Source organism: Actinomadura rupiterrae (genome assembly GCF_024172125.1).
In the GTDB taxonomy this organism is placed as follows: Bacteria; Actinomycetota; Actinomycetes; order Streptosporangiales; family Streptosporangiaceae; genus Spirillospora; species Spirillospora rupiterrae.
In genome coordinates this window covers 154,929-181,845 of the sequence record NZ_JAMZEA010000008.1, presented here as the reverse complement: position 1 = coordinate 181,845, position 26,917 = coordinate 154,929, and the positions used below count along the sequence as shown (strand labels likewise).

Genomic DNA, 26,917 nt, shown 5'->3' with positions numbered 1-26,917 from the left:
CTCCTCCCGACCACGGGCTTGACCTGTGGTTTCGCCTGACCGCGCGGAAGTTATCCACAGAACGGGGCTCGGCTTCCGGTGGACGCGGCGGGCGGCGCATCGTGGAACTCCGCCGATGCGAGAGGAGAGCGCGATGACCGCCGCGCTGATCGTGACCGAGGACCCGTCCACCGCCGACGACCTGCTGCGCCTGGCCGCCGCCGCCGACGCGCCCGCCGAGGTGGTGGGCTCGGTGGGCGACGCGCGGGCGGGCTGGTACCAGGCCCCGCTCGTCCTGGTGGGCGCGGACGTCGCGGACGGCCTCGCCGCCGCCGGCCCGCACCGGCGCTCGGGCGTCGTCCTGGTCGCCCGCCCGGGCGAGGGCGCCGACATGTACCGCCTCGCCCTCGGTGTCGGGGCGGGCGACGTCGCCGTCTTACCAGACGACGAGCCCTGGCTGACCGATGCGATGGCCGCCGCGGCCGAGCCCGCCGACGCGCGCGGCGTGGTCGTCTGCGTCACCGGCTCGCGCGGCGGCGCGGGTGCGAGCGTCCTGGCCGCCTCCCTGGCCTACCGGTCCGCCCGCGACGGGCTGCGCACCCTGCTCGTGGACGGTGACCCGCTGGGCGGCGGCGTCGACCTGCTGCTCGGCATCGAGGGCCATGAGGGCGCCCGCTGGCCCGACCTCGCGCAGCGGCAGGGGCGGATCAGCGTCGCCACGCTCCGCGAATCTCTGCCGAGCCTGGGCGAGCTGTCCGTCCTGTCCTGGGGCAAGAGCGAGCCGATCGCGGTCGCCCCCGAGGCCGTCCGCTCGCTGCTCGACTCGGCGGCGCGCGGCTTCGACCTGACCGTCGTCGACGTGCCCCGCTACCTCGGCGACATCGGCCGCGTCGCGCTGCACGCCGCGCACACGTGCTACCTGGTCGTCCCGTCCGAGGTCCGGGCCACGGTCGCCGCCGACGTCCTGGCGTCCTTCCTGCGCCGCGAGACGGCCGACGTGCGGCTCATCATCGGTGGCCAGCCGCCGGGCGGCCTGCGTCCGGACGCGGTGGCCAGGCATCTCGGGCTGCCGAGCATCGGCACGCTCGACCGCGACCGCCGCGTCCCGCCCGCCTTGGAGCAGGGCGGCCTGCCTCGCGTGGCGCGCCGGGGCCCGCTCCGCGACCTCTGCGACCACCTGCTCGACGCCCAGTCCCTGGCCCCAGCCGCGAAGCCCGCGAGCGCCGCGAGCGCTTCGAAGGCCGCCTGACCACCGCTGAAGGAGCGAGCCATGACCAGCAAGTTCTCCGAGGCGGTCCGCGGCCGGCTGGCCGAAGGCGGCGCCGAGCCCACCGCGGGCCGCGTCGCGGCGGCCCTGCGCGCCGAAGAACGCCTGCTCGGCGACCGCGAGGTGCTCGCCCTGGCGGACGAGTTACGCGCCGAGTTCGTGGGCGCCGGCCCGCTGGAGCCGCTGCTGCGCATCCCCGAGGTCACCGACGTCCTGGTCAACGGCCCGGACGAGGTGTGGGTGGACGCCGGCTCGGGCCTGGTCCGCACGGCCACCCGGTTCGCGGACGAGGCCACGCTGCGCCGCCTGGCCCAACGCCTCACGGCCGCCGCGGGCCGCCGCCTGGACGACGCGTCCCCATACGCCGACGCACGCCTGCCCGGCGGAGTGCGCCTGCACGCCGTCCTGCCCCCGGTCGCCCCGACCGGCACCTGCCTCTCCCTGCGCCTGCCCCGCCGCCGCGCCTTCACCCTGGACGAACTGGTCGCCACAGAGGCGATCCCACCCGCCGGAGCCGCGCTTCTGGCCGCCCTGGTCAAGGCGCGCGCCGCCTTCCTCATCAGCGGCGGAACCGGCACCGGCAAGACCACCCTGCTGAGCTGCCTGCTCGGTCTGGCCGAACCGTCCGAACGCCTCCTGCTGGTCGAAGACTCGGCCGAACTGAGCCCTGACCATCCGCACGTCGTCCGGCTGGAAACCCGTCCGCCGAACGTCGAGGGCGCGGGTGGCGTGACCCTGCACCAGCTCGTCCGGCAGGCGCTGCGCATGCGTCCCGACCGCCTGGTCGTGGGCGAGGTCCGGGGCGCCGAGGTGGTCGACCTCCTCGGCGCGCTGAACACGGGCCACGAGGGCGGCTGCGGCACCCTGCACGCGAACGCGGCCACCGACGTCCCGGCCCGCCTCGAAGCGCTGGCCTGCGCGGCGGGCCTGAGCCGCGAGGCCGTCCACAGCCAGCTCGCCGCCGCCCTGGACGTCGTCGTCCACCTGGTCAGATCCCCAGGAACCGGGCTGCGCCGGGTGGCCGAGGTCTGCCTGCTGGAGCGAGCGCCCGACGGCCTGGTCACCGCCGTCCCGGCCGTGACCTTCACCCCGTCCGGCACCCTCGACCCGGCCGAGGCCGCCCCCGCCCTGTCCCGCCTCCTGCACCCCCACTGGCCGCTGCCATGGTGACCCTGGCCATGCTCTGCGCCGCCGCCGCGGCCTGGCTGCTGCTGGCCCCGCCCGAGTCAGCCCAACGCCTCCAGAGAGCCCTCCCGACAAAACCGACATCGACCCCGGTCGCGACGCTCGTCCACAGGGCAGACGCCGTCCGGCGCGCCTTCCTGGACAAGCGCCGAGCGCCCGCCCGCTGGCGAGCCGCCTCCATCGAACTCTGCGAAGGCATGGCGGCTGAACTCACCGCAGGCAGAACCCCCGAGGAGGCCTTCACCACCACCGCCGCAGTCCTGTCCCCGTCCATCGCCCGGTCCCTGCGAGCCCCGCCCCCGCACCACGACGCCATCAACCACCTCGACCATCTGGCGGCCACCCAGCCCGGCGCCGAATCCCTCAGACTCCTGGCCGCCACCTGGCGCCTGGGCGCCGAACGCGGCGGCACCCTGGCCACGGTCCTGGACGGCCTGGCCGCCGCCTTGCGCGACGAGGAAGCCCAACGCCAGGAAGTGGCCGTCCACCTGGCCGCCCCCAGAGCCACAGCCCGCCTCCTGGCCGTCCTCCCCGTCCTGGGCCTGGCCATGGCCACCGCCCTGGGCACCAACCCCCTCCCCTTCCTCGTCACCACCCCACCAGGCCTCGCCTGCCTAACCACCGCCCTAGCCCTAGACACCCTCGGCCTCTGGTGGACCACCCACCTAGCCAACTCCGCCCACTAGGCCGTGTTTCAAAGTCCCGGCCCACTGCGCTCGCCTAGCGGCTCGCTCCGTGACCGTGCCTGGGCGAACGCGGCATCGCTTCGCGATCAGCGCGGTGCCGCTCGCCTCCGGCGTCGCGGCACCGCACTGGTCACGCGTTCGCGCGCATGGCCGAGGCCACTTCGAAACAGGCCCTAGCCCCACCCCCAATCCCATGCCTCCCAACACACCTCCACACCCCTCTTCTCGCCCACCCGCCCCGCCCAGCTACCCGCACCGCCCAACAGCCCGCCTCGCGCCCGCGCTCCCCAGTTACCGGCGCCCTTGCTGCCCAGCTGCCGATAGCTACCGGCCCACCTGCCCGCGCCGCCCGACTGCCAGCTGGCCAAATAGCACCGCCGCCCGACTGCCCGCCCCGCGCCGTCCATCCATCGACACCCGCGCCGACCATCTGCCCACAACAACCCACCCGACTGCCGGCTCCGCACCCGCCTCGCCCGGCTGCCCTACAGCAACCCCGCCCAGCTACCCGCGCCATCCGATCACCCGCCCCGCGCCCGCGTTGCCCGCCTGCAGGCGCCCGCGCTGCCGGCTGGCCCACAGCTACGCCGCCCGACTACCCGCCCGGCGCTGCTCATCCCCCGTCATCCCCCGAGCTGGCGTGGCGCGGCTGCTGGCATCTGCGACGGCCACCTACCCGCCCCGCCGCGCTGCCCAGCTCCACACCCGCGCCTGCACCTTCAGCTGCCCGCCACCGGCCGCTCAGCCACCTGCTCCGGCACTGCCCGTCCACCCGCGCTCGCGTCGCGCGGCTGCTGGCACCCCGCGCCGACCAGCTGCCCGCCGATCTGCACCGCCCAGTTGCTACGGCCGGATGTCCGGCCGCGATGTCCTGCCCGGCTGCCCGCCTGGACACGCCAGCTGGCCGCGTCGTTCGGTTGCGCCATTCGGCGGGTCGTTTACGACGAAGCGGTGTGGGGCCCACATGTGCAGCCTCCAGGTCGTATTCAGGCGGGCCACCCACGCGCGCCGTCCGCAAGTGCCGTCCCAAACTCTCTGCACGTGCCTACACGTGCTCCATCACGCTCACACGTCGAGGGGACGCAGGGACGCCATGCACCGCGCGAACTCGCAACACACCCCGCGTCCGGCACTCCAGGCGCCCAGTTGCCCCCGACCACCGCACATTCACCTCCACCACACGCTCATGGACCTTCACCACGCGCCGCGCGGCGGACTCCGTACATGCGCACACCACGTGCCGCTCAGCGCGAACTTCCTCTGTGCTGCCGCCACGTGCTACACGCGGGCCCGATTGGCACGCACCACACTGGTTCCGCCCACACGTGCCTCGTCATGCGCAGCGCAGAGTCCCACCTGCCGATCCCACACGACGCGCTGCTTGGACGCGCTGCTTGGACGCGCTGCTTGGACGCGCTGCTTGGACGCGCTGCTTGGACGCGCTGCTTGGACGCGCTGCTCCGCGCTTCTTCGGTGCGTGGTTCGCCAGTGCGCTCCGATGCGTCCGGAGGCACCGCTCACGCGATGCGTGCATTGCCGAGAGCCCCTGGTGCTCACAGAGGCCCCGCACAAGGCCAGCCCGCTGCGCCTGCGCGTTCAAGGGATGCCGGGCTGCTCAAGGCGCGCTGTGCCGTTCAGCGCGCGTCCTCAAGCCGCGCTGCCCCTCTCGGGCTGTGCTGGGCCGTTCAACCTCCGCCTCCTCAAGTCACGCGGGGCCGTTCAAGGTGCGCTGTGGCGTGCTCGGTGCGTATGCCCCGCTGGGTCCGTCTGCTCGGCGGCCTGTGCGAGTGGCTTGGTCTGTGTCGTCTCACTGCGTGGTTCAGGAGTTCACATGTTGTGGATAGCCGTTCTCTGCTTTGCCGTCTGCGCCTTCCTGGTGTCGAAGCCGTCTCGGTCGGCTACGCGGCGGCTCACTGACATTCGCTCGTCGGACGAGCCTCGGGAAGCTGGGGGAGGGAGATGGAGGTGCAGTCCCTCCGGATTGGAAGGCTGGTGGGACGGGCTTCGGCTACGAGCGGCGGGGTGGGGGTTGGCTCGCGCGCCGGATACTCGTCCGCGTGCTGGCGGCCGATCGCATGTCTCGCAGGCGGGGCCTGGGGCTGCCTCGACGGAAGGCGTTCATGGCGGTGGGCCTCGTGGGGCGGGCGTGGCTCTGGGACGGCCCGGAGAGGTGTTCAGTGGCCGCTTCCTGGACGGTCGGCTTGCGCTCTTCGGAGCAAGGGCACCTGATTACGCCGGTGTTGCTGTTTCGTCGGTGGGCGCCTTGGCGCTCGGGGCTCAGCGGCCGAGGGCTGGTGGGGGCGGTCGTTCGGCGTCCGGTGGCGGCTCGGCTTCGCGGGGGTCTGAAGGCTCTGAGGTTCGGGAGCGGGCGCTGCGGATCGTGGCGGCCCTGGTTCCTGGGCTGGTCGTCGTTTGGGTGGTCGGAGGTTCGGGCGGATGGATCGCCGGGGCCATCGTGGCCGCGCTGGTCGCCAAGTGGTCGGTGAACCTGGGGAAGGCGGACGAGCGGGAACGGCACGGTCGGATCGTCCAGGAGCTTCCGGTGACCGTGGATCTGCTGGCCGCGTGCCTCAAAGGCGGGATGCCGTGGGACGAGTCGGTCGAGGCCGTGGCGTCCACGATCGGCGGGCCGCTGGGTGAGGAGCTCACCGCCGTCTCCGTCCAGATACGTCTGGGCGCCGATCCGATGCGGGCCTGGCTCGACTTGGGGGAGCGGCAGCCCCTTTTGGCACCGTTGGCCCGAACCGCCGTCCGGGCGTCGCGCAGCGGGACGGCGCTCGCGCTGTCATTGGGACGCCTCGCGCAGGAGCAGCGACGCACCGCGAGAACGGCGGCGGCCGCGCGGGCGCGTTCGGCGGGCATTCGAGCATTGATGCCGTTGGGGTTGTGCTTTCTCCCGGCCTTCGTGTTGCTCGGGATCGTCCCGGCCATTGTTGGAATCGCGTCCTCTATGACGCTCCCCTGGTGATTTCGTGCAATTCTCACGCCCGCGCATGAGGGCGTCTGCTGCTCCGGAGATTCCGTTTCGCGGCCTCTGAGGATTCCCGCTGAGCCGATCCGCGAGGAACTGGAGCTGGCTGCTGGGTCTTCGGCGGCGGCCACGGCGCTGGTTCCGCGTGATGGAAGGGGCTCTGAGCAGCGGTTTTGTGGTTCGCGCCCATGGCTCGGTTGAAGTTATCCACAGATCGGCGCCGGGCTTGGTGAGGCGAGTGCATGCGTAGCAATCTGGTTGCAGAGCGTGAAAAGCGCGCCAGACGAAAGGATCATGATGGGAAAGATCGCACGGGCATTCCGGCGCCGGCTCGATGTCGCTCGCGATGCGGGCATGTCCACCGCCGAGTACGCCGTGGGCACGATCGCGGCCACCGCGTTCGCCGGCCTGCTCTACAAGATCGTTACCAGTGCGGAGGTGCAGAAAGCGCTCTTAGGGATCATCAACAAGGCGCTTCAGCTGGCGCAGTGACCATGCGGCGGCAGCGCGACCGTGGCATGGCCACGGCGGAGATCGCGGTCGCGCTGCCCGCCCTGGTCCTGGTCACGGTGCTCGCGCTGTGGGCGGTGGCGGTCGCGTCCACGCACATGTCCTGCGTGGACGCGGCGCGCGCCGGAGCCCGTGCCGCAGCGCGCGGCGAGTCCCTGGACGCCGTCCGAGCGCTGGTGGCGAGATCGGCGCCCCGAGGGGCGATGGTCACCGTGCGGCGCGACGCCGACTCCGTCCAGGTGGCGGTCTCGACGGCTGTGCGTCCTCCGGCGCTCACGGGTCTGCCGGCTCTCGACGTCCAGGCACGCGCGGAGGCCGAGACCGAGCCAGGCGTGCAGGACGCTCCGGAGTCCGGTGCTGGGTCAAGCTCCCAGCAGCCCTCACCGCCCTGAGCGGCCAGGTGGCCCAAGCGGCCAGGTCGCCTGAGCCGCCAGGTCGCCCTGGGCGGCCAGGTGGCCCAAGTGGTCAGCAGGTGGCCCAAGTGGTCAGGCGGCTTGAGTGGACAAAAGTGGCTGGTGCGCGGGGCTGCGGGAGGGGGCAGGCGAGGCTGAGGAGGCTTCGCGGTGGGGCTGGGGTTGTGGGCGGGAGCGTGAGGTGCAGAGGCAGGAGGAGCCAGGGGCGTGGAGGGAGCAGGGACGTGGAGGGAGGAGAGACCAGGGGTGTGAAGGGAGGAGGAGGCAGAGGCGTGGGGGAAGGGGAGCCAGAGGCGTGGAGGGGGAAGTTGTGAGGGTTCGGCGGTGGGGGTTGGGGTGTGGGGTGGCGGATCGTGGGGCGGGGACGGTTTGGGTCCTGGCGTTCATGGGGGTGATCTGGGTCGTGGGGGTTGCGGCGATGGTGGTGGGAGGGGTGCGGGTCGCGCGGCATCGGGTGGAGGCGGCGGCGGATCTGGGGGCGCTGGCGGGGGCGCAGAGGGCGAGTGAAGGGGAGGTGGTGGCGTGCCGGGCGGCGCGGGAGGTGGCGGCGGATTCCGGAGGCCGGGTGGCTTCGTGCGCGGTGCGTGGGAGGATCGTCGAGGTCTCGGCGGACGTCGTGGTGCGGCTGCCGTTCGGGATCCATGGGGTTCGGGTCGCGGCCCGGGCCAGGGCTGGTCCTGCGGGACGAGACGGCGTACCCTGACGTGATTCGACTCTTGAACCAGATGTCAATAGAGGGCCGGAAGGGTGCCGCGAGCCGGTGGCGGCCAAAGCCGTGTTGCTTTGTCACCGTTCCGTGACTTTCGCTACCAAGTGGTACGTTACGCTGCCGTAAGCCCAGAGTTATCGCGTGACACGGTGGCTGCTACGGCCCCTCGCCCCTCCCGAGGCCGGACACCCCCAGACGGGCTCGGCTGCGCGGACGGTGCGGGTCCGGTCGGGTGCTGTTGGAGGTATGAGGCTGTGACGAGGATTCGCAGGATCGGCGTGATCGCTCTCGCGACGCCCCTTGCGATGGCCTTCCCTGTGTTCGGCCTCGCGCCGGCCGGGGCGTCCAACGGCATCCAGGCGCCGCGAGACGGCAGTGTGATCACGAGCGGTTCCGAGGTGTCCGTCCGCGCGACGTACGACTTCGCGTTCCAGATGCAGCTGCGGGCCAAGGTCCCCGGCTCGGGCGACAGCTTCCTCACGTCCGGCGGCGTCTTCGACCACTCGCTGTCGGCGCCGCTCTCGATCAACCGGAACGGCCGCTACACCGTCTACATCAAGGGTTCCCAGACCGGCCACGTCTACGCGTCCAGCACCTTCACGGTCAGGATCGCGCCGGCCTCGCCGAGCGGCGTCTCCGCGTCCGCATCCGGCGGGACCGTCCGGGTCAACTGGAACCTCGGATACGAGGACGACCTGACGGGGTACTCCGTCCGGGCGGGCAGCGGCTCGAAGAGCGGCAGCGTCGGCAGCCTGTGCTCGGGCTCCAGCTGCTCGGCCTCGGTTCCCGTGGGATCGGCGAGCGGTGACGTGACCGTCCAGGTCCAGGCGCTCCGGTCCAACGGGCTTGGCGGTTCGGTGTCGTCCTCGCCCGCTTCGACGAGCGTGGCGGTCGGCGGTGGCGGGAACGGCAACGGTCCCGGGACGAGCGTTCCGCCCGGCACGACGCCGCCTCCGGGCGGAGGCGGACCCAAGGGGAACGGCCCGCTCACGCCGTTCAACAACCAGTCGCCGGTCACGCTGCCGTCCGTCCAGCCGACGGACGCGACCCCGGGGTTCACCTACCCGACGCCGCAGGTCGCGTCCAACCAGGCGCCGAAGGCGGAGAACGCAGCCGCGTCCACGCAGCTCCAGTGGGGGCGCAGCATCGGCATCGCGCTCATCCTGCTCGTCGTCGCCGCCCACCTCGGCACCTGGACGCGCCGACTGCGCACCGTGCAGGCCGGAGTGAGCGAGCGGGGCATGGCCGCCCGGCTCGCCCGCGGCGGCTCCGGTCGCAGCCGCGTCCGCAAGGCGCAGCAGCACATCGCCCAGGCCGAGGCGATGGCGAAGACCGCCGTGCTTCCCGCTGCCTCTGACGGAATGTCCCCGATGGGGCAGGGAACCGCCGGGCCGTCCGGTGGAGACGCGCAGGCCGACGCCACGGCGTTCAACGCGATGCCCGGCGCGGACGCCGACGCCTCGAAGCCGGTGAACCAGAGCGTCGTCCAGGGCGCGGCCGCCAATCCTGGCCCGCGTCGCTCGCCGCGGCGTCCGGCGCGGCTGGGCAAGCGTCCCGGCGGAGTTGAAGTTCGCATCGCCGGCGAGCAAGGCCGACCGGGCACCGCGCAGGTGAACGATGCGGCTGCTTCGCTGCCTGGCGGCTTGGTGCCCGAAATTCCAGGTGGGCCGAATACTCCGGTCACCGGCGGCTCCGCGCCGACCGCTGCTGGCGGGGCGAACAGCGGTCTTTCGGACGCTGCGCTGCTCGGCAGTCCTTCGGGTCGGCCCTTCGGCGGCTCGACGCCCGAGGCGTCCGGCGCCCCGGAGGCCAACGCCCCCGGTGGCCGGGGTACCGATCGTCCCGCTGACCTGACGGCGGACGCGGCCGGACCTGACTCTGCGGGCCAGGGGCCGAGCGCTCCTGGCGCTGGGACGCGTCCGCTGGCGCAGCGCGACATCTTCAGCGTCGAGTCGGCCGTCGCGGACCTCCCTGAGACTCCCGACGCCTCGCCCCAGGACGCAACGGACACGGAAACCCCGTCCAAGAGCCGCCGCTCCGGCCGCGGCCGCCGCCGTCGCAAGAACTAGGCTCCTCCGCGGTCCGTCACGCGCGGTCTGCCATGCGCGGTCTGCCATGCGCGGTCTGCCACGCAACGTCCTTCCGGGACTGGGCTCGTCCACCCGGGCGCGCAACCCTCGTAGGCCCGTTGCGATCGCCAGGCATCAGGCTTGGCCACCGCCGGGCCTGGCCGTCGAGGCTAGGCGCGTGGGTCCGGCTATCTAGGTGCTTCTCCGTGGTAGGGCTTGATTTTCGTGAGGCCGGCGTCCCGGCCAGGGGGCGGCCTTCGCGAGGGGGATCGTGGGGGTGGTTGGGGGTTAGGTGGGGAGTTGGGGGGTGGGGGTGGGGAGGAGGGCGGCTAGGAGGGTTAGGGCGCCTTGTTTGTCCAAGGGGTCGTTGCCGTTGCCGCACTTGGGGGACTGGATGCAGGAGGGGCAGCCGGAGTCGCAGTCGCAGGAGGCGATGGCGTCCCTGGTGGCGGTGAGCCAGGCCTGGGCGTCGCGGTAGCCGCGTTCGGCGAAGCCGGCGCCGCCTTCGTGGCCGTCGTAGACGAAGACGGTGAGGAGGCCGGTGTCGGGGTGGACGGCGGTGGAGACGCCGCCGATGTCCCAGCGGTCGCAGGTGGCGAAGAGGGGGAGCAGGCCGATGGAGGCGTGCTCGGCGGCGTGGGCGGCGCCGGCGAGGTCGAGGTCGCCGAGGCGGTCCACCTGGTCGGGGGAGAGGGTCCACCAGACGGCGCGGGTGCGGAGGGTGCGCGGGGGGAGGTCCAGGGGCTTCTCGCCGAGCATTTCGCCGGTCTGGAGGCGGCGCATCTGGTAGGCGACGACCTGGTGCGTGACCTCGACGGTGCCGTAGTGCAGGCGGGCCTCGCCCCAGGGCGTGGAGCGCAGCTCCTCGACGATGCGGATGTCGGTGACGTCGCGCGCGGTGGTCGTGTAGTCGGGGTCGGCGGCCTCGACCAGCGCGACCGAGTCGTCCAGGTCGAGGGTCTGGACGACGAACGATTCGCCCTGGTGGATGTAGACGGCGCCGTCGTGGACGGTGGTGTGGGCGGACGACTCGTCCACGGTGCCGAGGAGGCGTCCGGTGGCGAGCTCGACGACCTGGACGGGCGTCCCGCCGGCGCCGCGGATATCGGCGAGGTCGGTGGGGTTGTCGCGACGCGTCCAGAACCAGCCGGTGGGGCGGCGGCGCAGCATCCCGCGGCGGACGAGGTCGGGCAGCAGGTCGTCCGCGGTCGGACCGAAAAGTTCGCGATCGGCGTCGGTCAGCGGGAGTTCGGCGGCGGCCGCGCAGAGGTGCGGTTCGAGGACGTACGGATTGTCCGGGTCCAGGACGGTGGCCTCGACCGGCGTGCCGAAGATCGCCTCGGGATGGTGGACGAGGTAGGTGTCCAGCGGGTCGTCCCGGGCGACCAGAACGGCCAGCGCGGACTGTCCGGATCGTCCGGCGCGGCCGGCCTGCTGCCAGAGCGAGGCGCGGGTGCCGGGCCAGCCGCAGATCAGGACGGCGTCCAGGCCCGACACGTCCACGCCGAGTTCGAGGGCGTTCGTGCTGGCCAGGCCGACCAGCTCGCGGGAGCGCAGGGACGCCTCCAGGGCGCGGCGCTCCTCGGGGAGGTAGCCCGCGCGGTAGGCGGCGACCTGGCCGGTCAGCTCGGGGGCCGCCTCGTCGAGCGCGCGCTTCGCGCCGAGCGCGACCGACTCCGCGCCCCTGCGTGATCGGACGAACGCCAGCGTCTGGACGTTCTCGACGACGAGGTCGGCGAGCAGGTCGCCGGCCTCGGCGGTCGCGGTGCGCCGGACGGGAGCGCCGTGCTCGCCGCGCAGGTCGGTCAGCGGCGGCTCCCACAGCGCGAAGGTCGCCGGACCGCGCGGGGACGTGTCGTCGTCCACGGCGATCACGTCCAGCCCGGTGAGGCGGGACGCCGCGGTAGCGGGCTCGGACGTCGTCGCGGACGCCAGGATGAACGTCGGATACGCGCCATAGCGGGCGCAGACCCGGCGGAGGCGGCGGATGATCTGCGCCACGTGCGAGCCGAACACGCCTCGGTAGCCGTGCGCCTCGTCCACAATCACGTAACTCAAGCGCCGCAGGAACCCGGACCAGCGTGAATGGGACGGCAGGATCGAGCGGTGCAGCATGTCCGGATTGGTGAGGACGTAGTTGGCGTGCTGCCGCACCCAGCCCCGCTCGTCCCGGGGCGTGTCCCCGTCGTAGGTGGCCGCGCGAACCCGAGGCAGATGCAGCCCCCGGACGGCCCGCAACTGGTCCGCCGCGAGCGCCTTCGTCGGCGCCAGGTAGAGAACCGTCCCTTCGCCGCCAACCCCTCCAGCCCGTCCAGCCCGGCCGACCCGCCCCCGCCCCGCACGCTCCCCCTCGCGCCCGCCGACAACACCCGCACGCGCAGCGACAGCGCCCTCACGCCCGGCCGTAGCGCCCTCACGCCCGGCAGCGGCGTTCCCAAGTCCGGAAGTGGCGACCTCGTATCCGGCGGCGGCGTCCTTGTCTCCGGCAGCGACGCCCTCGCGCCCGGCAGTTGCGTCCCCACGCCCGGCGGCGGCGACCTCGCGTCCGGCAGCGATGCCATCGCGTCTGTCGGCGACGGCCTCGCGTCCGGCGGCGGCACCTTCGCGCCTGCCAGTGGCGTCCTCGTCTCCGGCGGCGAGGTCATCGCGCCCGGTGGCGGCGTCCCCGCGTCCGGCGGCGGCGCCCCCGCGCCCGGTGGCGGCGCCCCCGCGCCCGGTGGCGGCGCCCCCGCGCCCGGTGGCGGCGCCCCCGCGTCCGGTGGCGGCGCCCCCGCGTCCGGTGGCGGCGTCCTCACGCGGGCCAGTGGCGCGCTCGCGTCCGGTGGCGGCGTCTCCGCGCCTGTCGGCGGCGCCCATATTTCCGGTGGCGGCCTCGCGCCTGCCAGCGGCGACCTCGTCTCCGGCAACGATGTCTTCGCGTCCGGCGGTGGCGCGCTCGCGTCCGGTAGCAGCGTCCTTGCGTCCAGCAGCGTCCTCGTGCGGGCCAGTGGCGTCCTCGCGTTCGGTGGCAGCGTCCTCGCGTTCGGGGGCGTCCTCGCGTGAGCCGGTGGCGCTCTGGCGTTCGGTGGCGGTGTCCTCGCGCCTGTCGGCGGCGGGCACATTTCCGGTGGCGGGCTTGCGCTTGCCAGTGGCGTCCTCGTGTCCGGAAGCGGTGCGCTTGTGTGCGGCGGTGGCATCCTCGCGTCCGGTGGCGGCCTCGCGTTCGGCAGCGGTCTGCTCGTGTTCGGCGGGGGCGGTCTTGCGGGTGCTGGTGGCGTCCTCGTGGCCGGCGGGGGTGCGCTCGCGTCCGGTTGCGGTGTCCTTGCGGGCGGCGGGGGGGAGTGCGGGCGGGGTGGTGGTTGCGGTGGGGGTGCGGGGGGAGGGGATGGGGGTGGTGGGGTGGAGGGCGGTTAGGGCGGGGAGGAGGTAGGCGAGGGATTTGCCGGAGGCGGTGCCGGTGGCGATGATCACAGAGTGGCCGGAGTGGGCGAGGTCGGCGGCGCGGGCCTGGTGGTGCCAGGGGGCCTCGATGCCGGCGGCGGCGAGGCGGTCGAGCAGGACCTGCGGGGCCCAGGCGGGCCAGGGCGCGCGACGGCCCTGACGTGCGGGGACGCGCTGGACATGGGTGATCCGCCCACGCCGGGTGGGGTCGGCCAGGAGGCGGTCCAGGGGTGATGAAGATCTTTGGCCGGACATGAGGTTTTCAGTGTGCCAGCCGGGGGACAACCATTGGAACGCCCCGCCGCCGGGGGCCGGCTCCGCCGTGCCATGACCGGCAGATCACCAGGTCAGACCCGATGGCGCGAACTTTCGTCCCAGTAGGCGATAACCTGCCTGTAGGGCGGCGGAGCGTGGTTGAATCTCGACGGAGTTCCGCCGTTCCGAAACCGGCCGTCACCGGGGGATCGGGGCGTGCGGAGTGCTAGTTCGCTGCACGGCGCTGGAGGACCTGTGGACCTGAAGGTGAACGACTACACCACCGATGACGGCCTGACCGTCATCACCGTGGAAGGCGAGATCGACGTCTACACGGCCCCCAAGCTTCGCGAGAAGCTGATCGACCTGGTGAACAAGGGCAAGTTCCACCTGCTGGTGGACATGGAGAAGGTGGAGTTCCTCGACTCGACCGGTCTCGGCGTCCTGGTCGGCGGTCTGAAGCGGGTGCGCGCGCACGACGGCTCGCTGGAGCTGGTCTGCACCCAGGAGCGGATCCTCAAGATCTTCCGCATCACCGGGCTGACCAAGGTCTTCGGCATCCACAAGACGATCGCCGAGGCCGAGGAGAAGCGCAAGGGCGCGAAGTAGGCGGCCTGTCAACCCGATGGCGACCGTCGAACTCTCTTTCAGCGCCCTGCCCGTCCACGTCCGGACGGCCCGCCTGATCGTCACCGCCGTCGCCCGCCGCAGCGGGGTCGACGAAGCGATCATGGACGAGGTCCGGCTGGCGGTCGGGGAGGCGTGCTCGCGGGCGGTGGAGGCCCACCGCCTGCACTGTCCCGATGAACCGGTCCAGCTGGAGCTGACCGAAGCGGCCAACCGCTTCCAGGTGATCGTCAGCGACTCGGTCCCGGCCGACGACGCGGCGGGCGAGCCGCCCTCGGCGCCGGGCCCGGACGACGGCCTGGAGCTCGCTCTGGCCGGGGACGCCGACCTCGGTCTCGCCGTCATCGCCGGACTGGCCGATGACGTCGAGTTCTCGAACTCCCCCAAGGGCGTCCAGATCCGGATGAGCTGGCCGGCCGAGCACCCAGCGGCTCCCGCGAACTGACCGGCGGCGACCCCCCGGACCCGGAGAACGCGAAACGTGAAAGGCCCCGTCCCGCAAAGGGACGGGGCCTTCCGCTTCCGCGTTCAGGGGGTGGTCAGGGCTTCGGTTGGGGGGAGGCGGGCGGCTCGGATGGCGGGGTAGAGGCCGGCGATGGCGCCGATGACGAGGGTGGCCGCCAAGCCGCCGACCATGGCCCAGGGCGGGACGACCGTGGGCCAGCCCTGGGCGACCGCGAAGCCGAAGGTGACCAGGGCGCCGAGCGCCACGCCGCCCAGCCCGCCCAGGGCGGCCAGCAGCTGCGACTCGGTCAGGAACTGGAGCCTGATCTGGCCCCGCGTGGCCCCGAGGGACCGACGCAGGCCGATCTCGGCGCGGCGTTCGAGGACCGAGATGACCATGGTGTTCGCGACGCCGACACCGCCGACCAGGAGGGCGACGCCGCCGAGGCCGAGGAGCAGGGCCGTGAAGGTCTGGTTCGCGGCGTGCTCGGCGGCCAGCGCGTCGGACGGCCGGGACACCTCGATCTCGTTCGGCGACTCCGGGTTGGCGGTCGCGGCGAGCAGGCCCTGCGCGCGCTCGACCGATCCCTTGTTGGCCCGGGTGTAGACCGTGGTGGCGTGCCCGTCGAAGCCGAGCCGCGCGACGGCGGCGTCCCAGCCGATGAGGGCGGCCGAGTCCAGTTCGGGGGCGAGCTCGTTGGTGTTGAGGACGCCGACGACGGTGAACCAGCGTCCGCCCAGCCACACCTGGACGCCCGCGCCGGCCACGCCGAGCCGGTCGGCGGCGGCGGAGCCGAGCACGACGGCCGGGTAGCGGCCGGTCGCGGCGTTCAGCCAGGTCCCGGAGCGCAGGGTGAGGCCGATCGTCTGCGGGAGCTTCAGGTCGGCGGCGAGCACGCTGATGCCGCCGGTCTCCTCGGGGTCCATGTGGTCGTTGCGGTAGACGTGGGTGTCGGTCACCTTGCCCGTGGCGGCGGCGGCCGAGACCTCCGGCATCCGCGCGATCATGCCGGGGGCGGCGAGCGGGAGCTGGGCGTTGCTGCCGAAGAAGTCCTTGCCGGGGGTGACGGTCAGCAGGTTGGTGCCGAGCCGGTCCAGGGTGGCCTGGAGCTGCGCCCGGCTGGACGTCGAGATCCCGACGACGCCGATCATCGCGGCGATGCCGATCGCGATGCCCAGCGCGGACAGCACGACCCGCAGCGGCCGCGCGCGCAGCCCCGCCGCCCCGACCCGGACCACGTCGCGGGCGCCGAGCCGGCCGACCCGCTCGACCCGGCGGCCCCGCTCCTGCTTCCGGCGGCCTCCGCCCCGGCTCCGGAGCAGCCGCGCCGGGCGCAGCCGCGCCGGGCGGTCCCGGGCAGGGCGGTCTTGCGGGGGGCGGGTCTCGGTCATGGGCGGGGCTCCGCGGTGTCGTTGACGACGCGGCCGTCCCGCATGGTGATGTTGCGCGGGACGCGGGCGGCGATGTCGCGGTCGTGGGTGATGAGGACGACGGTGGTGCCGCCGCCGGACAGCTCGCGCAGCAGGTCCAGGACGACGGTGCCGGACGCGGTGTCGAGCGCGCCGGTGGGTTCGTCGGCGAGCAGCAGGGCCGGGTCGCCGAGGACGGCGCGGGCGATGGCGACGCGCTGCTTCTCGCCGCCGGACAGCTGGTGCGGGCGGTGCCCGAGCCGGTGCCCGAGGCCGACCCGCTCCAGCGCCTCGCGGGCCTGCTCGCGGCGCCTGGCCGGCGGGACGCCCGCGTAGAGCAGCCCGTCCGCGACGTTGTCCAGCGCGGTGACGCCCGCGGCGAGGTGGAACTGCTGGAACACGAACCCGATCCGGCGGGCGCGCAGCGCCGACAGCCGCCGGTCGGACAGTTTCGACACGTCCCGGCCCTCGAACAGGACCGTCCCGGAGCCCGGGAGGTCGAGGGTGCCGAGCAGGTGCAGCATGGTCGACTTGCCCGAGCCGGACGGTCCGACCACGGCGGCGAACTCGCCGGGCGCGATCGTCAGCGACACCGAGTCGAGCGCGGTCACGCCGCCGGGGTAGGACTTGGTGACCTCGCGGAGCTCCACGACCGCGAAGCCCGCCCCGCCCGGTTCGGGGGACGCGCCGTCGACGGCCAGGACGGCCTCGTCCGCGATGGGGGCGAGGCCGCCGGCCGCGAGCGTCGCGTCCGGCGCGGTGTCCAGGGACGAGGGGTTGGTGTGCGGGCTCATGTGGGGACGACCACCTTCGTGCCCTCGGCGATGCCGGACCCGGACACCTCGACCTGCCCTTGGGCGAAGACGCCCGTCTCGACCTTGACCGTCTTCAGGGACGAGGCGGTCGCCGCGGCCGAACCGGGCACGACCTGGACGCCGTAGCCGCCGCCCGGCAGGGCGACGAGCGCGCCGACCGGGACGGCCAGCACGGACGCGTGCTTCGACGCGGTCAGGTAGACGTCCACCGGGGCCTTGTCGTAGCTGCCGAGCGCCTGCTGGCGGCCGACCTCGACGGTGACCTTGACGGTGGTCGGGTCGTCGGCCTTGGCCTGGGTGGCGACCTTGCCGACCGAGCTGATCGTCCCCTTGGTGGTGCCGCCGCCGGGCAGCTCGATGGACACGGGCGCGTCGACCTTGGCGAGGCTCTGGTACTTGACGTCCAGGTCGATGCTCACGACCCGGGTGGTGCCGGTGTAGGTGAGCAGCGGCCCGGACGCCTTGTCGCCGACCTGGGCGCGGCGTTCCGCGACGCGGATCTCGTCCCGCGCGATGACCACGCTGCCCGCGGTGACCTCGCCGGTCTTGGCCATGCCGAGGTCGTCCTGCCATTCCTTGACGGCGTAGGCGGTCGCGGACGAGTAGTCCTTGTCGACGTCGAAGCCGCCGTAGCCGAGCGCGGCGAGGTTGCGTTCGAACTGGAGGACGTCCGAGCCGGAGACGCCGGGCTTGAGCGTGCGGTAGAGCGGCAGCTTCCCGTACAGCAGCGGCACGGGACGGTCGTCCACGCGGTAGGCGGCCTCGCCGCGGGAGATCTTCGTCCCGGGCGAGGGCAGCCAGGTGATCGTCCCGGATCCGGACCCGGACCCCGAACCGCCCTTGCCGCCGCCCCCGCCTCCGCCGGACGACCCGGCCGACAGCGACGAGGTGTCGCCGTAGCCGAGCGTGCCGGACACCTTCTGCGTCTCGGTCAGCGTCGTCCGCTCGACGGACGCGGTGGCGGGCACCTTCGGCCCGCTGGACGGCCCGGACCCGCCCCCGCCGCCGAGCCCGGCGGACGCGAGCCCGACGCCGCCGACCGCGGCCATCGCGAGGACCCCCAGCGCCATCGCGCGGGCTCGCCTCACTTCGGGCCCCCGGGCTGGAACTGCTTGCAGGCGTCCTGCGCGGCCTTGAACTTGGGGTCGGAGTCGGGGCCGCCCGCCGACAGCTTCTGCCCCGCGCCGCCGCCCGGGCCGGCGCTCTGCTTGATCGTGATGCCCCCGTCCGCGTTGGGGTCGGGCATGTTGATGCCGTGGTCGCGCATGCACCTGGCGAACTTGCGCATCTTGTCGAGCTCGGCCGCGGTCGGCTTCTTCGGCTTGCCGCCGTTCGGCATGAGGTGCTGGCACGCCTTCTGCGCGGTCTGCATGCCCGTGTCGTTCTCCGGGCCCTTGCCCGCGCCGGGCTTGCCGGTCATGCGCATGGTGACGTGGCCGTCGCCGTCCGGGTCGGGCATGTCGACCCCGTGCTCGCGCATGCACTTGGCGAAGTTGCGCATGGCGGTCGCCTCGTCGGCCTTCTTGGCCGTCTGCGAGGCCAGTTTGTCGCCCGAGTGCCCGTTGCCGCAGGCGGCGAGCCCGAAGGCCAGTACGGGCACCAGCAGCAGACCGGTGAGCCGTGAGGTGCGCATGGTCGTCTCCTCCTCCGCGCCGGGGCCTTCCCGGCGATCGGGGAGAAGTCCAGCGGTCGGCCGATAACCGTGCCGTAACCGCAATGCGTTATGCGGACATTATGGGCTCTGCACGACGCTCGTCCCCGACGGGACGAGCGCCGGAAGCGGCCCGGCGCCGGGCGAATGGGAGGAGGACGGGTCGTGCGGGTACTGGTGGCCGAGGACGAGCGGATGCTCGCGGACTCGATCGCGGAGGGGCTGCGCGCCGAGGCGATCGCGGTGGACGTGGCCTACGACGGCGACGCCGCCCTCGAACGGCTCGGCATCCACGACTACGACGTGCTGCTTCTCGACCGGGACCTGCCGGTCGTGCACGGCGACGAGGTGTGCCGCGCGGTCGTGGAGTCCGGCTCGCAGGTGCGGGTGCTGATGCTGACCGCCGCGTCGTCCGTCCCGGCGCGGGTGGAGGGGCTGAGCATCGGCGCGGACGACTACCTGTCCAAGCCGTTCGCGTTCGAGGAGCTGCTGGCCCGCGTGCACGCGCTCGGCCGCCGCGCCCGTCCGGCGGATCCGCCGACGTTCGAGCGCGCGGGCATCCGGCTCGACCCGGCGCACCGCGAGGTGTTCCGGGACGGCCGGTACGTGCACCTGGCGCGCAAGGAGTTCGCGCTGCTCGCCGAGCTGCTCCGGGCGAACGGCACGGTCGTGTCGGCCGAGCGGCTGCTGGAGAAGGTGTGGGACGAGCACACCGACCCGTTCACCAACACCGTGCGGGTGACCCTGATGAAGTTGCGGCGCAAGCTCGGGGAGCCCGCCGTCATCGAGACCGTCCCGGGAGTGGGGTACCGAATTCCATGAGGCCGACGATCCGCGCGCGACTGACCCTGCTGTACGGCGGCATGTTCGTCGTCGCCGGCCTGGTGCTGCTCACGCTGACCTACGTGCTCGTCCAGAACAGCCTGCGGGGGCCGCGAGGCGATCTCGTCAACCAGCTCGTCACGTCGGCGCAGGTCCCGAGCCCGCAGGGGCAGCAGTCCAGCGAGACGGACCCGCTGACGCTCCTGCGCACCTCGCCGGGAACCAAGCTCATCCCCCAGTCGCCCGCCGGCAAGCAGCCGACCGACACGCAATCCACCGGCAAGCAGCCGACCGACACGCAATCCACCGGCAAGCAGCCGACGGACATGCAGTCCACGGGCAAGCAGCCCTCCGACACCGAGCGCTTGGGCAAGACGCCCACCAAGCTCCAGACGCCCGAGGGGAACACGGGGGCCGGACCGCAGGTGCGGGTCATCACGCCCGGCGAGGTGCCCCAGGGCACCGTGCTCGGCGGCGGGGTGAACGGGAGCAAGGCCGGGATCTTCTTCCAGAAGCAGAAGGTCGGCGGGGCGGCGGCGGACTTCCAGAAGGCGACGCTGAACTCGGTGCTGACGCAGGGCGCGATCGCGCTCGGCCTGGTGGCGCTGGCGGCGCTGGGCCTCGGCTGGCTGATGGCCGACCGCGCGCTGCGGCCCGTCCAGCGGATCACTGAGACGGCCCGGCGGGTGGCGCGCAGCCACGACCTGACCGAGCGGATCGGCTACACCGGGCCGCGCGACGAGGTGCGCGAGCTGGCCGACACCTTCGACACCATGCTCGGCCGGCTGTCCCGCTCGTTCGACGGGCAGCGCCGGTTCGTCGCGAACGCCTCGCACGAGCTGCGCACGCCGCTGGCGATCAACCGGACGCTGGTGGACGTGGCGCTGCGGCGCAAGGGCGCGTCCGAGGACGTCCGGCGGCTGGGCGAGTCGCTGCTGGTGGTGAACGAGCGGCACGAGCGGCTGATCGACGGGCTGCTGACCCTGGCGGGCGGCGAGAACGAGGTGACCGAGCGGCTGCCGGTCGATCTGGCCGACGTCGCCCGGCACGTGGTGGACCTGGCGTCCGCCGAGAACGGCGAGGCGGCGGGACGCGAGGTCACGGTGCGCGGCGAGCTGAGCCCGGCTCCGACGGCGGGCGATCCGGTGCTGCTGGAGCGGCTCGTGCAGAACCTGGTGGAGAACGCCGTCCGGCACAACCACTCCGGCGGGACGTGCCGGGTGATGACCGGCGTGCACGACGGCTGGACGGAGCTGACCGTGACCAACACCGGCCCGGTCGTGCCGGGCTACGAGACCGAGACGATCTTCGAGCCGTTCCGCCGGCTGGGCGCGGAGCGGGTGCGGTCGGACCGGGGCAGCGGGCTCGGCCTCTCGATCGTCCGGGCGGTGGCGGTCGCGCACGGCGGATCGGCGGTGGCGTCGCCGAATCCGGGCGGTGGTCTCCGCGTCACGGTGCGGTTGCCGAATTCGGGGCCGGTGTGAAGGGCGGTACCCCTGTGACTCGCGGGGAGAACGGTTATGAGATCGTTCCCTGGACGATCTTCCTGCCGTCTTCCCGCCGTTCGATATCGGTCAAAGATCAATTACCGATTTCGGATGTCTATAACTGGGACGGCTGCGGCCCCTGGGAAGAGCGTGACGCAATTATAGCTTTGAGGTAAGAGAAATCTTACCCTGGCTGACCTGCCCGGACGGACGGAGCGGGACGGACGGCGGCAAATCCCCGGGCCCCCGGACTTGCATTTCCGACACGCGCCCGGGCGGCGCCGGACGGTCTTCTCAAATGCTCCGCCACCTGCGTAGACTCCCGGCACCCGCGTAGCCGCGCGCAGTGACTGATTCGGCGTTGCCGCCGAGGGGTGCAGGGGGCCCGTCCCTCCTCGGAGACATTGAAACGGCCGCTCGCGGGGTACGCGGTAAAGATCGTCCGTTTGGGCGATCCGGATCGCCACGCCCCTGTCGAGGAGGACGGATGTCTGGGCTTTCCCTGTCAAGCCCGGCCGTTGCGAAAGGCGCGGATGTCAATCTCGGCGGCGGCGACCTCACCCTGGTCGTCGTCGTCGCCGTGGTCGCGCTGCTGGCATTGGCCGTCGCCGCAGGACTGGTAAGAGAGGTGCTGGCCGCAGGCCAGGGCACCGAGAAGATGCAGAACATCGCGCGGGCCGTCCAGGTCGGCGCGCTCGCCTACCTGAAGCGCCAGTTCCGCACGGTCGCCGTTTTCGTTGTCGTCATCCCGTTCCTGCTGCTCCTGCTTCCCGCCGACAGCACCGGCGAGCGGATCGGCCGGTCGGTCTTCTTCGTCGTCGGGGCGCTGTTCTCGGCGGTGACCGGCTTCACCGGCATGTGGCTGGCGGTGCGCGGCAACGTGCGCGTCGCCGCCGCGGCCCGCGACCCGCAGGGCGGCGAGAAGACCGCCATGCGGATCGCGTTCCGCACCGGCGGCGTCGCCGGCATGTTCACCGTCGGGCTCGGCCTGTTCGGCGCGGCCGTGGTCGTGCTCGCCTACAAGGGCGAGGCGCCGAAGGTGCTGGAGGGCTTCGGGTTCGGCGCCGCGCTGCTCGCCATGTTCATGCGGGTCGGCGGCGGCATCTTCACCAAGGCCGCCGACGTCGGCGCCGACCTGGTCGGCAAGGTCGAGCAGGGCATCCCCGAGGACGACCCGCGCAACGCCGCGACGATCGCCGACAACGTGGGCGACAACGTCGGCGACTGCGCCGGGATGGCCGCGGACCTGTTCGAGTCGTACGCGGTCATGCTGGTCGCCGCGCTGATCCTCGGCACCAACGCGTTCGGCAACGAGGGCCTGGTGTTCCCGCTGCTCGTCCCGATGATCGGCGTGATCACCGCGGTGATCGGGATCTTCGCGGTCGCGCCGCGGGCCCGGGACCGGTCCGGGATGTCGGCGATCAACCGCGGCTTCTTCATCTCCGCGATCTTCTCGGCCGTGCTGGTCGCGATCGCGGCGTTCGCCTACCTGCCGTCCTCGTTCGCCGACCTGCACGGCGTCACCGACGCCAAGATCCGCGGCCTGGACGCCGACCCGCGCTGGGTCGCGCTCGGCGCCGTGCTGATCGGGATCGTGCTGGCCAGCGCCATCCAGCTGCTCACCGGCTACTTCACCGAGACCAACCGGAAGCCGGTCAAGGAGGTGACCGGAAGTGCCCGCACCGGCCCCGCGACCGTGATCCTCTCCGGGATCTCGCTCGGCCTGGAGTCGGCCGTCTACACCGCCCTGGTGATCTCCGCCGCCGTCTACGGCGCGTTCCTGCTCGGCTTCGGCAACACCACGGTCGCGCTGTTCGCCGTGGCGATGGCCGGGACGGGCCTGCTCACCACGGTCGGCGTGATCGTGTCCATGGACACCTTCGGCCCGGTCTCCGACAACGCGCAGGGCATCGCCGAGATGTCCGGCGACGTCCAGGGCGAGGCCGCCGCCGTGCTGGAGCGGCTGGACGCGGTCGGCAACACCACCAAGGCGATCACCAAGGGCATCGCGATCGCGACCGCCGTGCTCGCCGCGACCGCGCTGTTCGGCTCGTTCCGGACGACCGTGGTGAACGCCCTCGACCACGCCTCGCCCTCGGCGAAGGACGCGCTGGGCAACTTCAAGGTGTTCTCGCTGTCCATCGACAACCCGAACGTGCTGATCGGGCTGGTGATCGGCGCGGCCGTGGTGTTCCTGTTCTCCGGCCTGGCGATCATGGCGGTCGGCCGCGCGGCCGGACGCGTCGTGGTGGAGGTCCGCAACCAGTTCCGGACCAGGCCCGGGATCATGGACTACACCGAGGAGCCCGACTACGACCGGGTCGTGTCGATCTGCACCCAGGACGCGCAGCGCGAGCTCGCCACTCCGGGGCTGCTGGCGATCATGACCCCGATCGCGGTCGGGTTCGCGCTCGGCTACGCGCCGCTCGGCGCCTACCTCGGCGGCGCGATCGCGGCCGGGGTGCTGATGGCGGTGTTCCTGTCCAACTCCGGCGGCGCCTGGGACAACGCCAAGAAGCTGGTCGAGGAGGGCCGGCTCGGCGGCAAGGGCTCCGAGGCGCACGCCGCGACCGTGATCGGCGACACCGTCGGCGACCCGTTCAAGGACACCGCGGGCCCCGCGATCAACCCGCTGATCAAGGTGATGAACCTGGTCGCGCTGCTGGTCGCGGACGCCGTCGTGCGCTACGCCGGGAACACCTGGCTGCGCGTGGTGGTCGCGCTCGTCGCGGTCGCCGTCGTGGTCGCCGCGATCGTGGTCTCCAAGCGCCGCGCCGACCCGATCGGCTCGATCTCCGACGTGGAGGCCGCGCCGCCGGTCGGGTCGTCCGCGCCGGGCTCCGCCGCCGCCACCGTGACCGTCCCGGCCGAGGCGGAGGCTCCCGCCATCGAGAACGCCGAGCCCGCCGCCACCGCACCGGAGGCCAACGGCACGACCCGCACCGCCGACCCCACCAAGAAGGAGTGAGGCCCCGCCCGCGACGCCCCTGACGGCGTCCCGAGCAACGCGCCCCCGCCCGGCCCGTCCGGACGGGGGCGCGCGTGCGTGCGGTGGCCCTGGATACGGGGCATGCGGGGGCGGCCGTACGCTTGTACGACACACCACGACATGCGGGAGGCGCGGCCTTGAGCGGCGAGAAGTCCACCCTGTCCGGCCCGAAGGGGTTCGCCCTCGTCCTCGCCGGAATGCTGGCCATCATCGGCGTCCTGTTCCTCATCGCCTACCTGGCCGCCCCGTAGGCTGCCGGGCATGCCGACTCTGATCGTGCTGCGGCACGCCAAGGCCGAGGACGGGTTCGGGAAGGCCGACGCCGACCGCGAGCTCACCGCCCGCGGACGGCGGGACGCGGCCGCCGCCGGGGACTGGCTGCGCACCCACGGCCACGCGCCCGGCCAGGACGACCTGCCCGGCCTCGTGCTCTGCTCGCCCGCCGTCCGCACCCGGCAGACGGTCGCCGAGCTGGGGCTCGACACCGCCGTCCGGTACGAGCCGCTGATCTACGGCAACGACGCCGAGGAACTGCTCGGGCTCGTCCGGGAGGTCGGGGACGAGGTCGCGGCGGTGCTGCTCGTCGGGCACAACCCGTCGGTGCACCAGCTCGTCCACGACCTGGTGCCGAACGCCGCGCCGCCCGGCTTCCCGACCTGCGCTCTCGCGATCATCGCCGTGCCGGACGCCTGGAGCGCCGTCCGCCCGGGCATCGGCGACCTCGTCGCCTACCACGACCCCAAGAGCTGAACCCCCGGGCTGCCCGGTCAGAGAGGTGGGGGCGGCAGGTTGATGGGGGTGTAGGGGATGTCCTTCGGCGCGCGCGGGGGCTCGGGGATCTCGGGGGGCGGGACGTCCTGCAGCGCGGCCTTGAGCGAGCCGCTGATCAGCATGTCGGTGTCGCGGCGCAGCGAGCGCAGCGCGTAGCGGGTGCCGGACACCTGGAGCAGGGCGTGCCGGAGCGGGGTGTACTCGTCGTGGTCGACGCCGCCCTCGACCTCGTCCCGGCGGCTGCGGGCGATCGACGACAGGTGCTCGTCCAGGTCGGCGAACTCCTCTTCGAGCCGGTCCTCGACCGACGGGCCCTCGGCGGCGCCCAGGCTGGAGACCGGCTCGGACAGCACCTCGGCCGCCTCCTCCAGCAGGTCGGCGACGCGGTCCAGGATCTCCGGGACGGGCCCGGAGTCGACCGACTCGTCCTCGCGGGTCATCCGCGCGATCGTGATCAGGTGGTCGCGGAGCCGGTGCGCGGAGTCGACCGCCTGGCCGAGGTCCTGCGCGCGCAGGTCGTCCGGGACGCGCTCGTGGCCGAGGCTGGTGCGCGCCTCGGCGACGGTCTCGGCGCTCCGCTCGGCGCTGACGATCATCTCGTACGGCAGCTGCTCGCGCTCGCCCTGGACGACCTCGGCGGCGACCCGGACCAGCTCGGCGTGCGCGGTCAGCAGGCGGCGCAGCTGGCCGGGCAGCCGCTCGACGTGCCCGGCCGGCCACAGCAGCCGGATCGCGAGCAGGGCCAGCGCCCCGCCGAGCAGGGTGAGGACGATCCGCTCCCCGGCGGCCGTCCAGTCGGACGGCGTGGAGAAGTCCAGCGTCATCATCGCCAGCGGCGTACCGAACAGGAACCAGTAGGTGATGTTGACCGGGCGCATGGTGAACCCGGCCACGGCGAACACGAACAGGATCAGCGCGGCGGCGATCTGGCCGGGCGCGAGCGCGAGCAGCACCGCCGCGATCACCGAGCCGACCGCGGTGCCGCCGATGCGCTCCAGGATGCGGTCGATCGTCTCGCCGTAGGTGCCGCGCAGGCTGAGCATCGCGGTGATGACCATCCACTGCCCGTGCGGCATGTCGAACGCGGCGGAGATCGACATCGCCACCACGGCCGTGACGTAGACCCGCATCGCCAGCCGGAACGTCGGCGACCGCGTCCGGACGGCCCGGACCACCCGCTCCCAGGTGGACATCGGATGCGGCGTCGGGAGCTTCGGCGGGCCGACCCCGAGCCGCAGGCCGCCCTTGACCAGCCGCCGCGCGGAGTCCACGCCGCCCGCGATCCGGTCGATCGCGCGCCGGATCTGGCTGATCAGCGCGACCGCGACCAGGTCCTCGTCCCCGGCGAGGCCGGCGCGGCGGATCTTGTCGCTCTGCCGGGCCAGCCGCCGGATCGCGGCCGAGTCCATGTCGCCGAGCGGCGCGCCCAGCGGGGACTCCCCGGCGGTGCGGATCGCGCCGGACAGCAGCCGCAGCCGGGAGGCGAGCGCGGCGATGGCGACGTGCGCCTCCAGCTCCCACTCGCGGTTGCGGTCCGGCGGGCGGCGGCGCTCGGCCTCGACCAGGGCGCGCAGCGCGACCGTCTCGTGCAGGATACGGGACAGCGCGTCGATCAGCCGCTCCGGACGCGTCGGCTCGACCTTGCTGCGGGCCGTCCGGTACTGGGCGTAGGTCTCGCGCGCCTCGGTCAGCGCCTCGGCCGCGGCGCGGCGCTGCGCGTCCCAGTCGACGGTGTGCACGACCTCGGCGAGGTCCGGGTTCGTGATGTGGACGGCGTTGAGGGCGGCGGGGTCCTGGCCGCCGATCTCCTGCGCGACCGCGTCGAGCGCGCCGGCGACCTCGTCCGCCGCGTCCGCCAGGGCCTCCTGGAGCGGGCGCAGCCGCCGTGCGGGCCACGGCGCGAGCACCAGCACGCAGAACAGGAGGCCGCCCAGCAGCTCCAGCGTGCCCATGGAGACCAGGTCGTGGGGGTGCGGCCGGATCGCGGTCATCAGCACCGCCATCCCCGCCGTGGAGCCGATCCAGTTGACCGCCGAGCCGATCGCCACGATCGGCGGGACGGCCGCGACGGCGATCCAGGTGTGCCCGCTGAGCAGGCCGCCGACGGTCGCGCCGAGCGCCACGATCAGCACTGCGCTGCCGAGGTCGCGGGCCCGCGCGCCGTACGGCCCCTCGGGCGCGCGCTGGGCGACCAGGTACGCGCCGAGCGAGATCACCGAGCCCGGGCCGGCGTGCCCGGTCAGCGCGCCGACGATCAGCGGCAGGGCGATCGCGAGAGCCGCCGAGAGCCCGAAGAAGGGCGTCGGCTCGCCCTCGACGTAGGCGAACGACTGCCGCACCCGCTCCAGCACCCTGGCCTCGCCTCCCCGCTCACTCCGGACCGCTGGGGTATACCCCGTCCCGGCCCCGGTGATCACTATGCCCGCACGTCACCTGC

General features: G+C 73.1%; 19 protein-coding genes and 2 pseudogenes. 14 read left to right on the top strand and 7 right to left on the bottom strand.

Features of this window, described 5'->3' with window-relative positions; genetic code table 11:
* Nucleotides 1-133 precede the first annotated feature (133 nt).
* The 8 genes from ssd to FHU30_RS28210 all read left to right on the top strand — a co-directional run bounded on the left by ssd (nucleotide 134) and on the right by FHU30_RS28210 (nucleotide 9,789).
* Nucleotides 134-1,228, top strand: coding sequence for a septum site-determining protein Ssd (gene ssd / locus FHU30_RS28240; protein ID WP_253879792.1), 1,095 nt, complete (start codon nucleotides 134-136; stop codon nucleotides 1,226-1,228).
* Nucleotides 1,229-1,249: 21 nt separating this feature from the next.
* On the top strand, nucleotides 1,250-2,416 hold the full coding sequence (locus FHU30_RS28235) for a TadA family conjugal transfer-associated ATPase (RefSeq protein ID WP_253879791.1): 1,167 nt from the start codon (nucleotides 1,250-1,252) through the stop codon (nucleotides 2,414-2,416).
* Nucleotides 2,410-3,117: a type II secretion system F family protein gene (locus tag FHU30_RS46395; RefSeq protein ID WP_301323780.1), complete on the top strand. Its 708-nt coding sequence runs from the start codon at nucleotides 2,410-2,412 to the stop codon at nucleotides 3,115-3,117. Before FHU30_RS28235 ends, FHU30_RS46395 begins: the two co-directional genes overlap by 7 nt.
* Before the next feature lie 2,380 nt (nucleotides 3,118-5,497).
* Nucleotides 5,498-6,085 (top strand): type II secretion system F family protein, encoded by a 588-nt coding sequence (locus FHU30_RS28225; protein ID WP_253879790.1) that lies wholly within the window; start codon nucleotides 5,498-5,500, stop codon nucleotides 6,083-6,085.
* A gap of 297 nt (nucleotides 6,086-6,382) precedes the next feature.
* Nucleotides 6,383-6,580 carry a DUF4244 domain-containing protein gene (locus tag FHU30_RS28220; RefSeq protein ID WP_372503967.1) on the top strand — a complete coding sequence of 66 codons (198 nt, stop codon included), beginning with the start codon at nucleotides 6,383-6,385 and terminating at the stop codon, nucleotides 6,578-6,580.
* A 26-nt stretch (nucleotides 6,581-6,606) separates the two neighbouring features.
* The gene (locus tag FHU30_RS28215; protein WP_253879789.1) at nucleotides 6,607-6,990 is read left to right on the top strand and encodes a TadE family type IV pilus minor pilin; all 384 of its coding nucleotides are present in this window, start codon (nucleotides 6,607-6,609) and stop codon (nucleotides 6,988-6,990) included.
* 106 nt (nucleotides 6,991-7,096) lie between these two features.
* Nucleotides 7,097-7,714: an Rv3654c family TadE-like protein gene (locus FHU30_RS47270; RefSeq protein ID WP_308211411.1), complete on the top strand. Its 618-nt coding sequence runs from the start codon at nucleotides 7,097-7,099 to the stop codon at nucleotides 7,712-7,714.
* A gap of 284 nt (nucleotides 7,715-7,998) precedes the next feature.
* Nucleotides 7,999-9,789: a hypothetical protein gene (locus tag FHU30_RS28210; protein ID WP_253879788.1), complete on the top strand. Its 1,791-nt coding sequence runs from the start codon at nucleotides 7,999-8,001 to the stop codon at nucleotides 9,787-9,789.
* A 288-nt stretch (nucleotides 9,790-10,077) separates the two neighbouring features.
* Here the strand turns inward: FHU30_RS28210 and sftH are convergent.
* Nucleotides 10,078-12,081: pseudogene (gene sftH, locus FHU30_RS47730) on the bottom strand (DNA 3'-5' helicase SftH); the annotation flags it as partial.
* Nucleotides 12,082-13,179: 1,098 nt separating this feature from the next.
* A pseudogene (locus FHU30_RS47725) lies at nucleotides 13,180-13,464 on the bottom strand (DEAD/DEAH box helicase); the annotation flags it as partial.
* Between the two features lie 255 nt (nucleotides 13,465-13,719).
* On the opposite strand from FHU30_RS47725, the gene FHU30_RS28200 reads away from it, so the two are divergent.
* Together FHU30_RS28200 and FHU30_RS28195 are read left to right on the top strand one after the other, a co-directional pair.
* Complete coding sequence (locus FHU30_RS28200) at nucleotides 13,720-14,073, top strand: STAS domain-containing protein (protein WP_026412268.1); 354 nt, start codon at nucleotides 13,720-13,722, stop codon at nucleotides 14,071-14,073.
* A gap of 16 nt (nucleotides 14,074-14,089) precedes the next feature.
* On the top strand, nucleotides 14,090-14,536 hold the full coding sequence (locus FHU30_RS28195) for an ATP-binding protein (protein ID WP_253879786.1): 447 nt from the start codon (nucleotides 14,090-14,092) through the stop codon (nucleotides 14,534-14,536).
* A gap of 83 nt (nucleotides 14,537-14,619) precedes the next feature.
* On the opposite strand, the gene FHU30_RS28190 is transcribed toward FHU30_RS28195, so the two are convergent.
* Genes FHU30_RS28190 through FHU30_RS28175 form a run of 4 tightly spaced genes read right to left on the bottom strand, consistent with a single transcriptional unit; the run spans nucleotide 14,620 to nucleotide 18,393 of the window.
* Nucleotides 14,620-15,927, bottom strand: a complete 1,308-nt coding sequence (locus FHU30_RS28190) for an ABC transporter permease (RefSeq protein WP_253879785.1) — start codon at nucleotides 15,925-15,927, stop codon at nucleotides 14,620-14,622.
* A complete protein-coding gene (locus FHU30_RS28185; RefSeq protein ID WP_253879784.1) occupies nucleotides 15,924-16,739 on the bottom strand; it encodes an ABC transporter ATP-binding protein in 816 nt (271 codons plus the stop codon). Before FHU30_RS28185 ends, FHU30_RS28190 begins: the two co-directional genes overlap by 4 nt.
* Nucleotides 16,736-17,830: a peptidoglycan-binding domain-containing protein gene (locus FHU30_RS28180; RefSeq protein WP_253879783.1), complete on the bottom strand. Its 1,095-nt coding sequence runs from the start codon at nucleotides 17,828-17,830 to the stop codon at nucleotides 16,736-16,738. Before FHU30_RS28180 ends, FHU30_RS28185 begins: the two co-directional genes overlap by 4 nt.
* A gap of 14 nt (nucleotides 17,831-17,844) precedes the next feature.
* Nucleotides 17,845-18,393 (bottom strand): hypothetical protein, encoded by a 549-nt coding sequence (locus tag FHU30_RS28175; protein WP_253879782.1) that lies wholly within the window; start codon nucleotides 18,391-18,393, stop codon nucleotides 17,845-17,847.
* Between the two features lie 183 nt (nucleotides 18,394-18,576).
* On the opposite strand from FHU30_RS28175, the gene FHU30_RS28170 reads away from it, so the two are divergent.
* The 4 genes from FHU30_RS28170 to FHU30_RS28155 all read left to right on the top strand — a co-directional run bounded on the left by FHU30_RS28170 (nucleotide 18,577) and on the right by FHU30_RS28155 (nucleotide 24,459).
* Nucleotides 18,577-19,233: a response regulator transcription factor gene (locus FHU30_RS28170; RefSeq protein ID WP_253879781.1), complete on the top strand. Its 657-nt coding sequence runs from the start codon at nucleotides 18,577-18,579 to the stop codon at nucleotides 19,231-19,233.
* Nucleotides 19,230-20,717: a sensor histidine kinase gene (locus tag FHU30_RS28165; RefSeq protein WP_253879780.1), complete on the top strand. Its 1,488-nt coding sequence runs from the start codon at nucleotides 19,230-19,232 to the stop codon at nucleotides 20,715-20,717. The genes FHU30_RS28170 and FHU30_RS28165 overlap by 4 nt, the downstream gene beginning before the upstream one ends.
* Nucleotides 20,718-21,207: 490 nt before the next feature.
* Nucleotides 21,208-23,688: a sodium-translocating pyrophosphatase gene (locus FHU30_RS28160; RefSeq protein ID WP_253879779.1), complete on the top strand. Its 2,481-nt coding sequence runs from the start codon at nucleotides 21,208-21,210 to the stop codon at nucleotides 23,686-23,688.
* Between the two features lie 282 nt (nucleotides 23,689-23,970).
* The gene (locus FHU30_RS28155) at nucleotides 23,971-24,459 is read left to right on the top strand and encodes a SixA phosphatase family protein (RefSeq protein ID WP_253879778.1); all 489 of its coding nucleotides are present in this window, start codon (nucleotides 23,971-23,973) and stop codon (nucleotides 24,457-24,459) included.
* Between the two features lie 17 nt (nucleotides 24,460-24,476).
* Here the strand turns inward: FHU30_RS28155 and FHU30_RS28150 are convergent, their stop codons facing one another.
* Complete coding sequence (locus FHU30_RS28150) at nucleotides 24,477-26,831, bottom strand: FUSC family protein (RefSeq protein ID WP_253879777.1); 2,355 nt, start codon at nucleotides 26,829-26,831, stop codon at nucleotides 24,477-24,479.
* Between the last annotated feature and the right edge of the window lie 86 nt (nucleotides 26,832-26,917).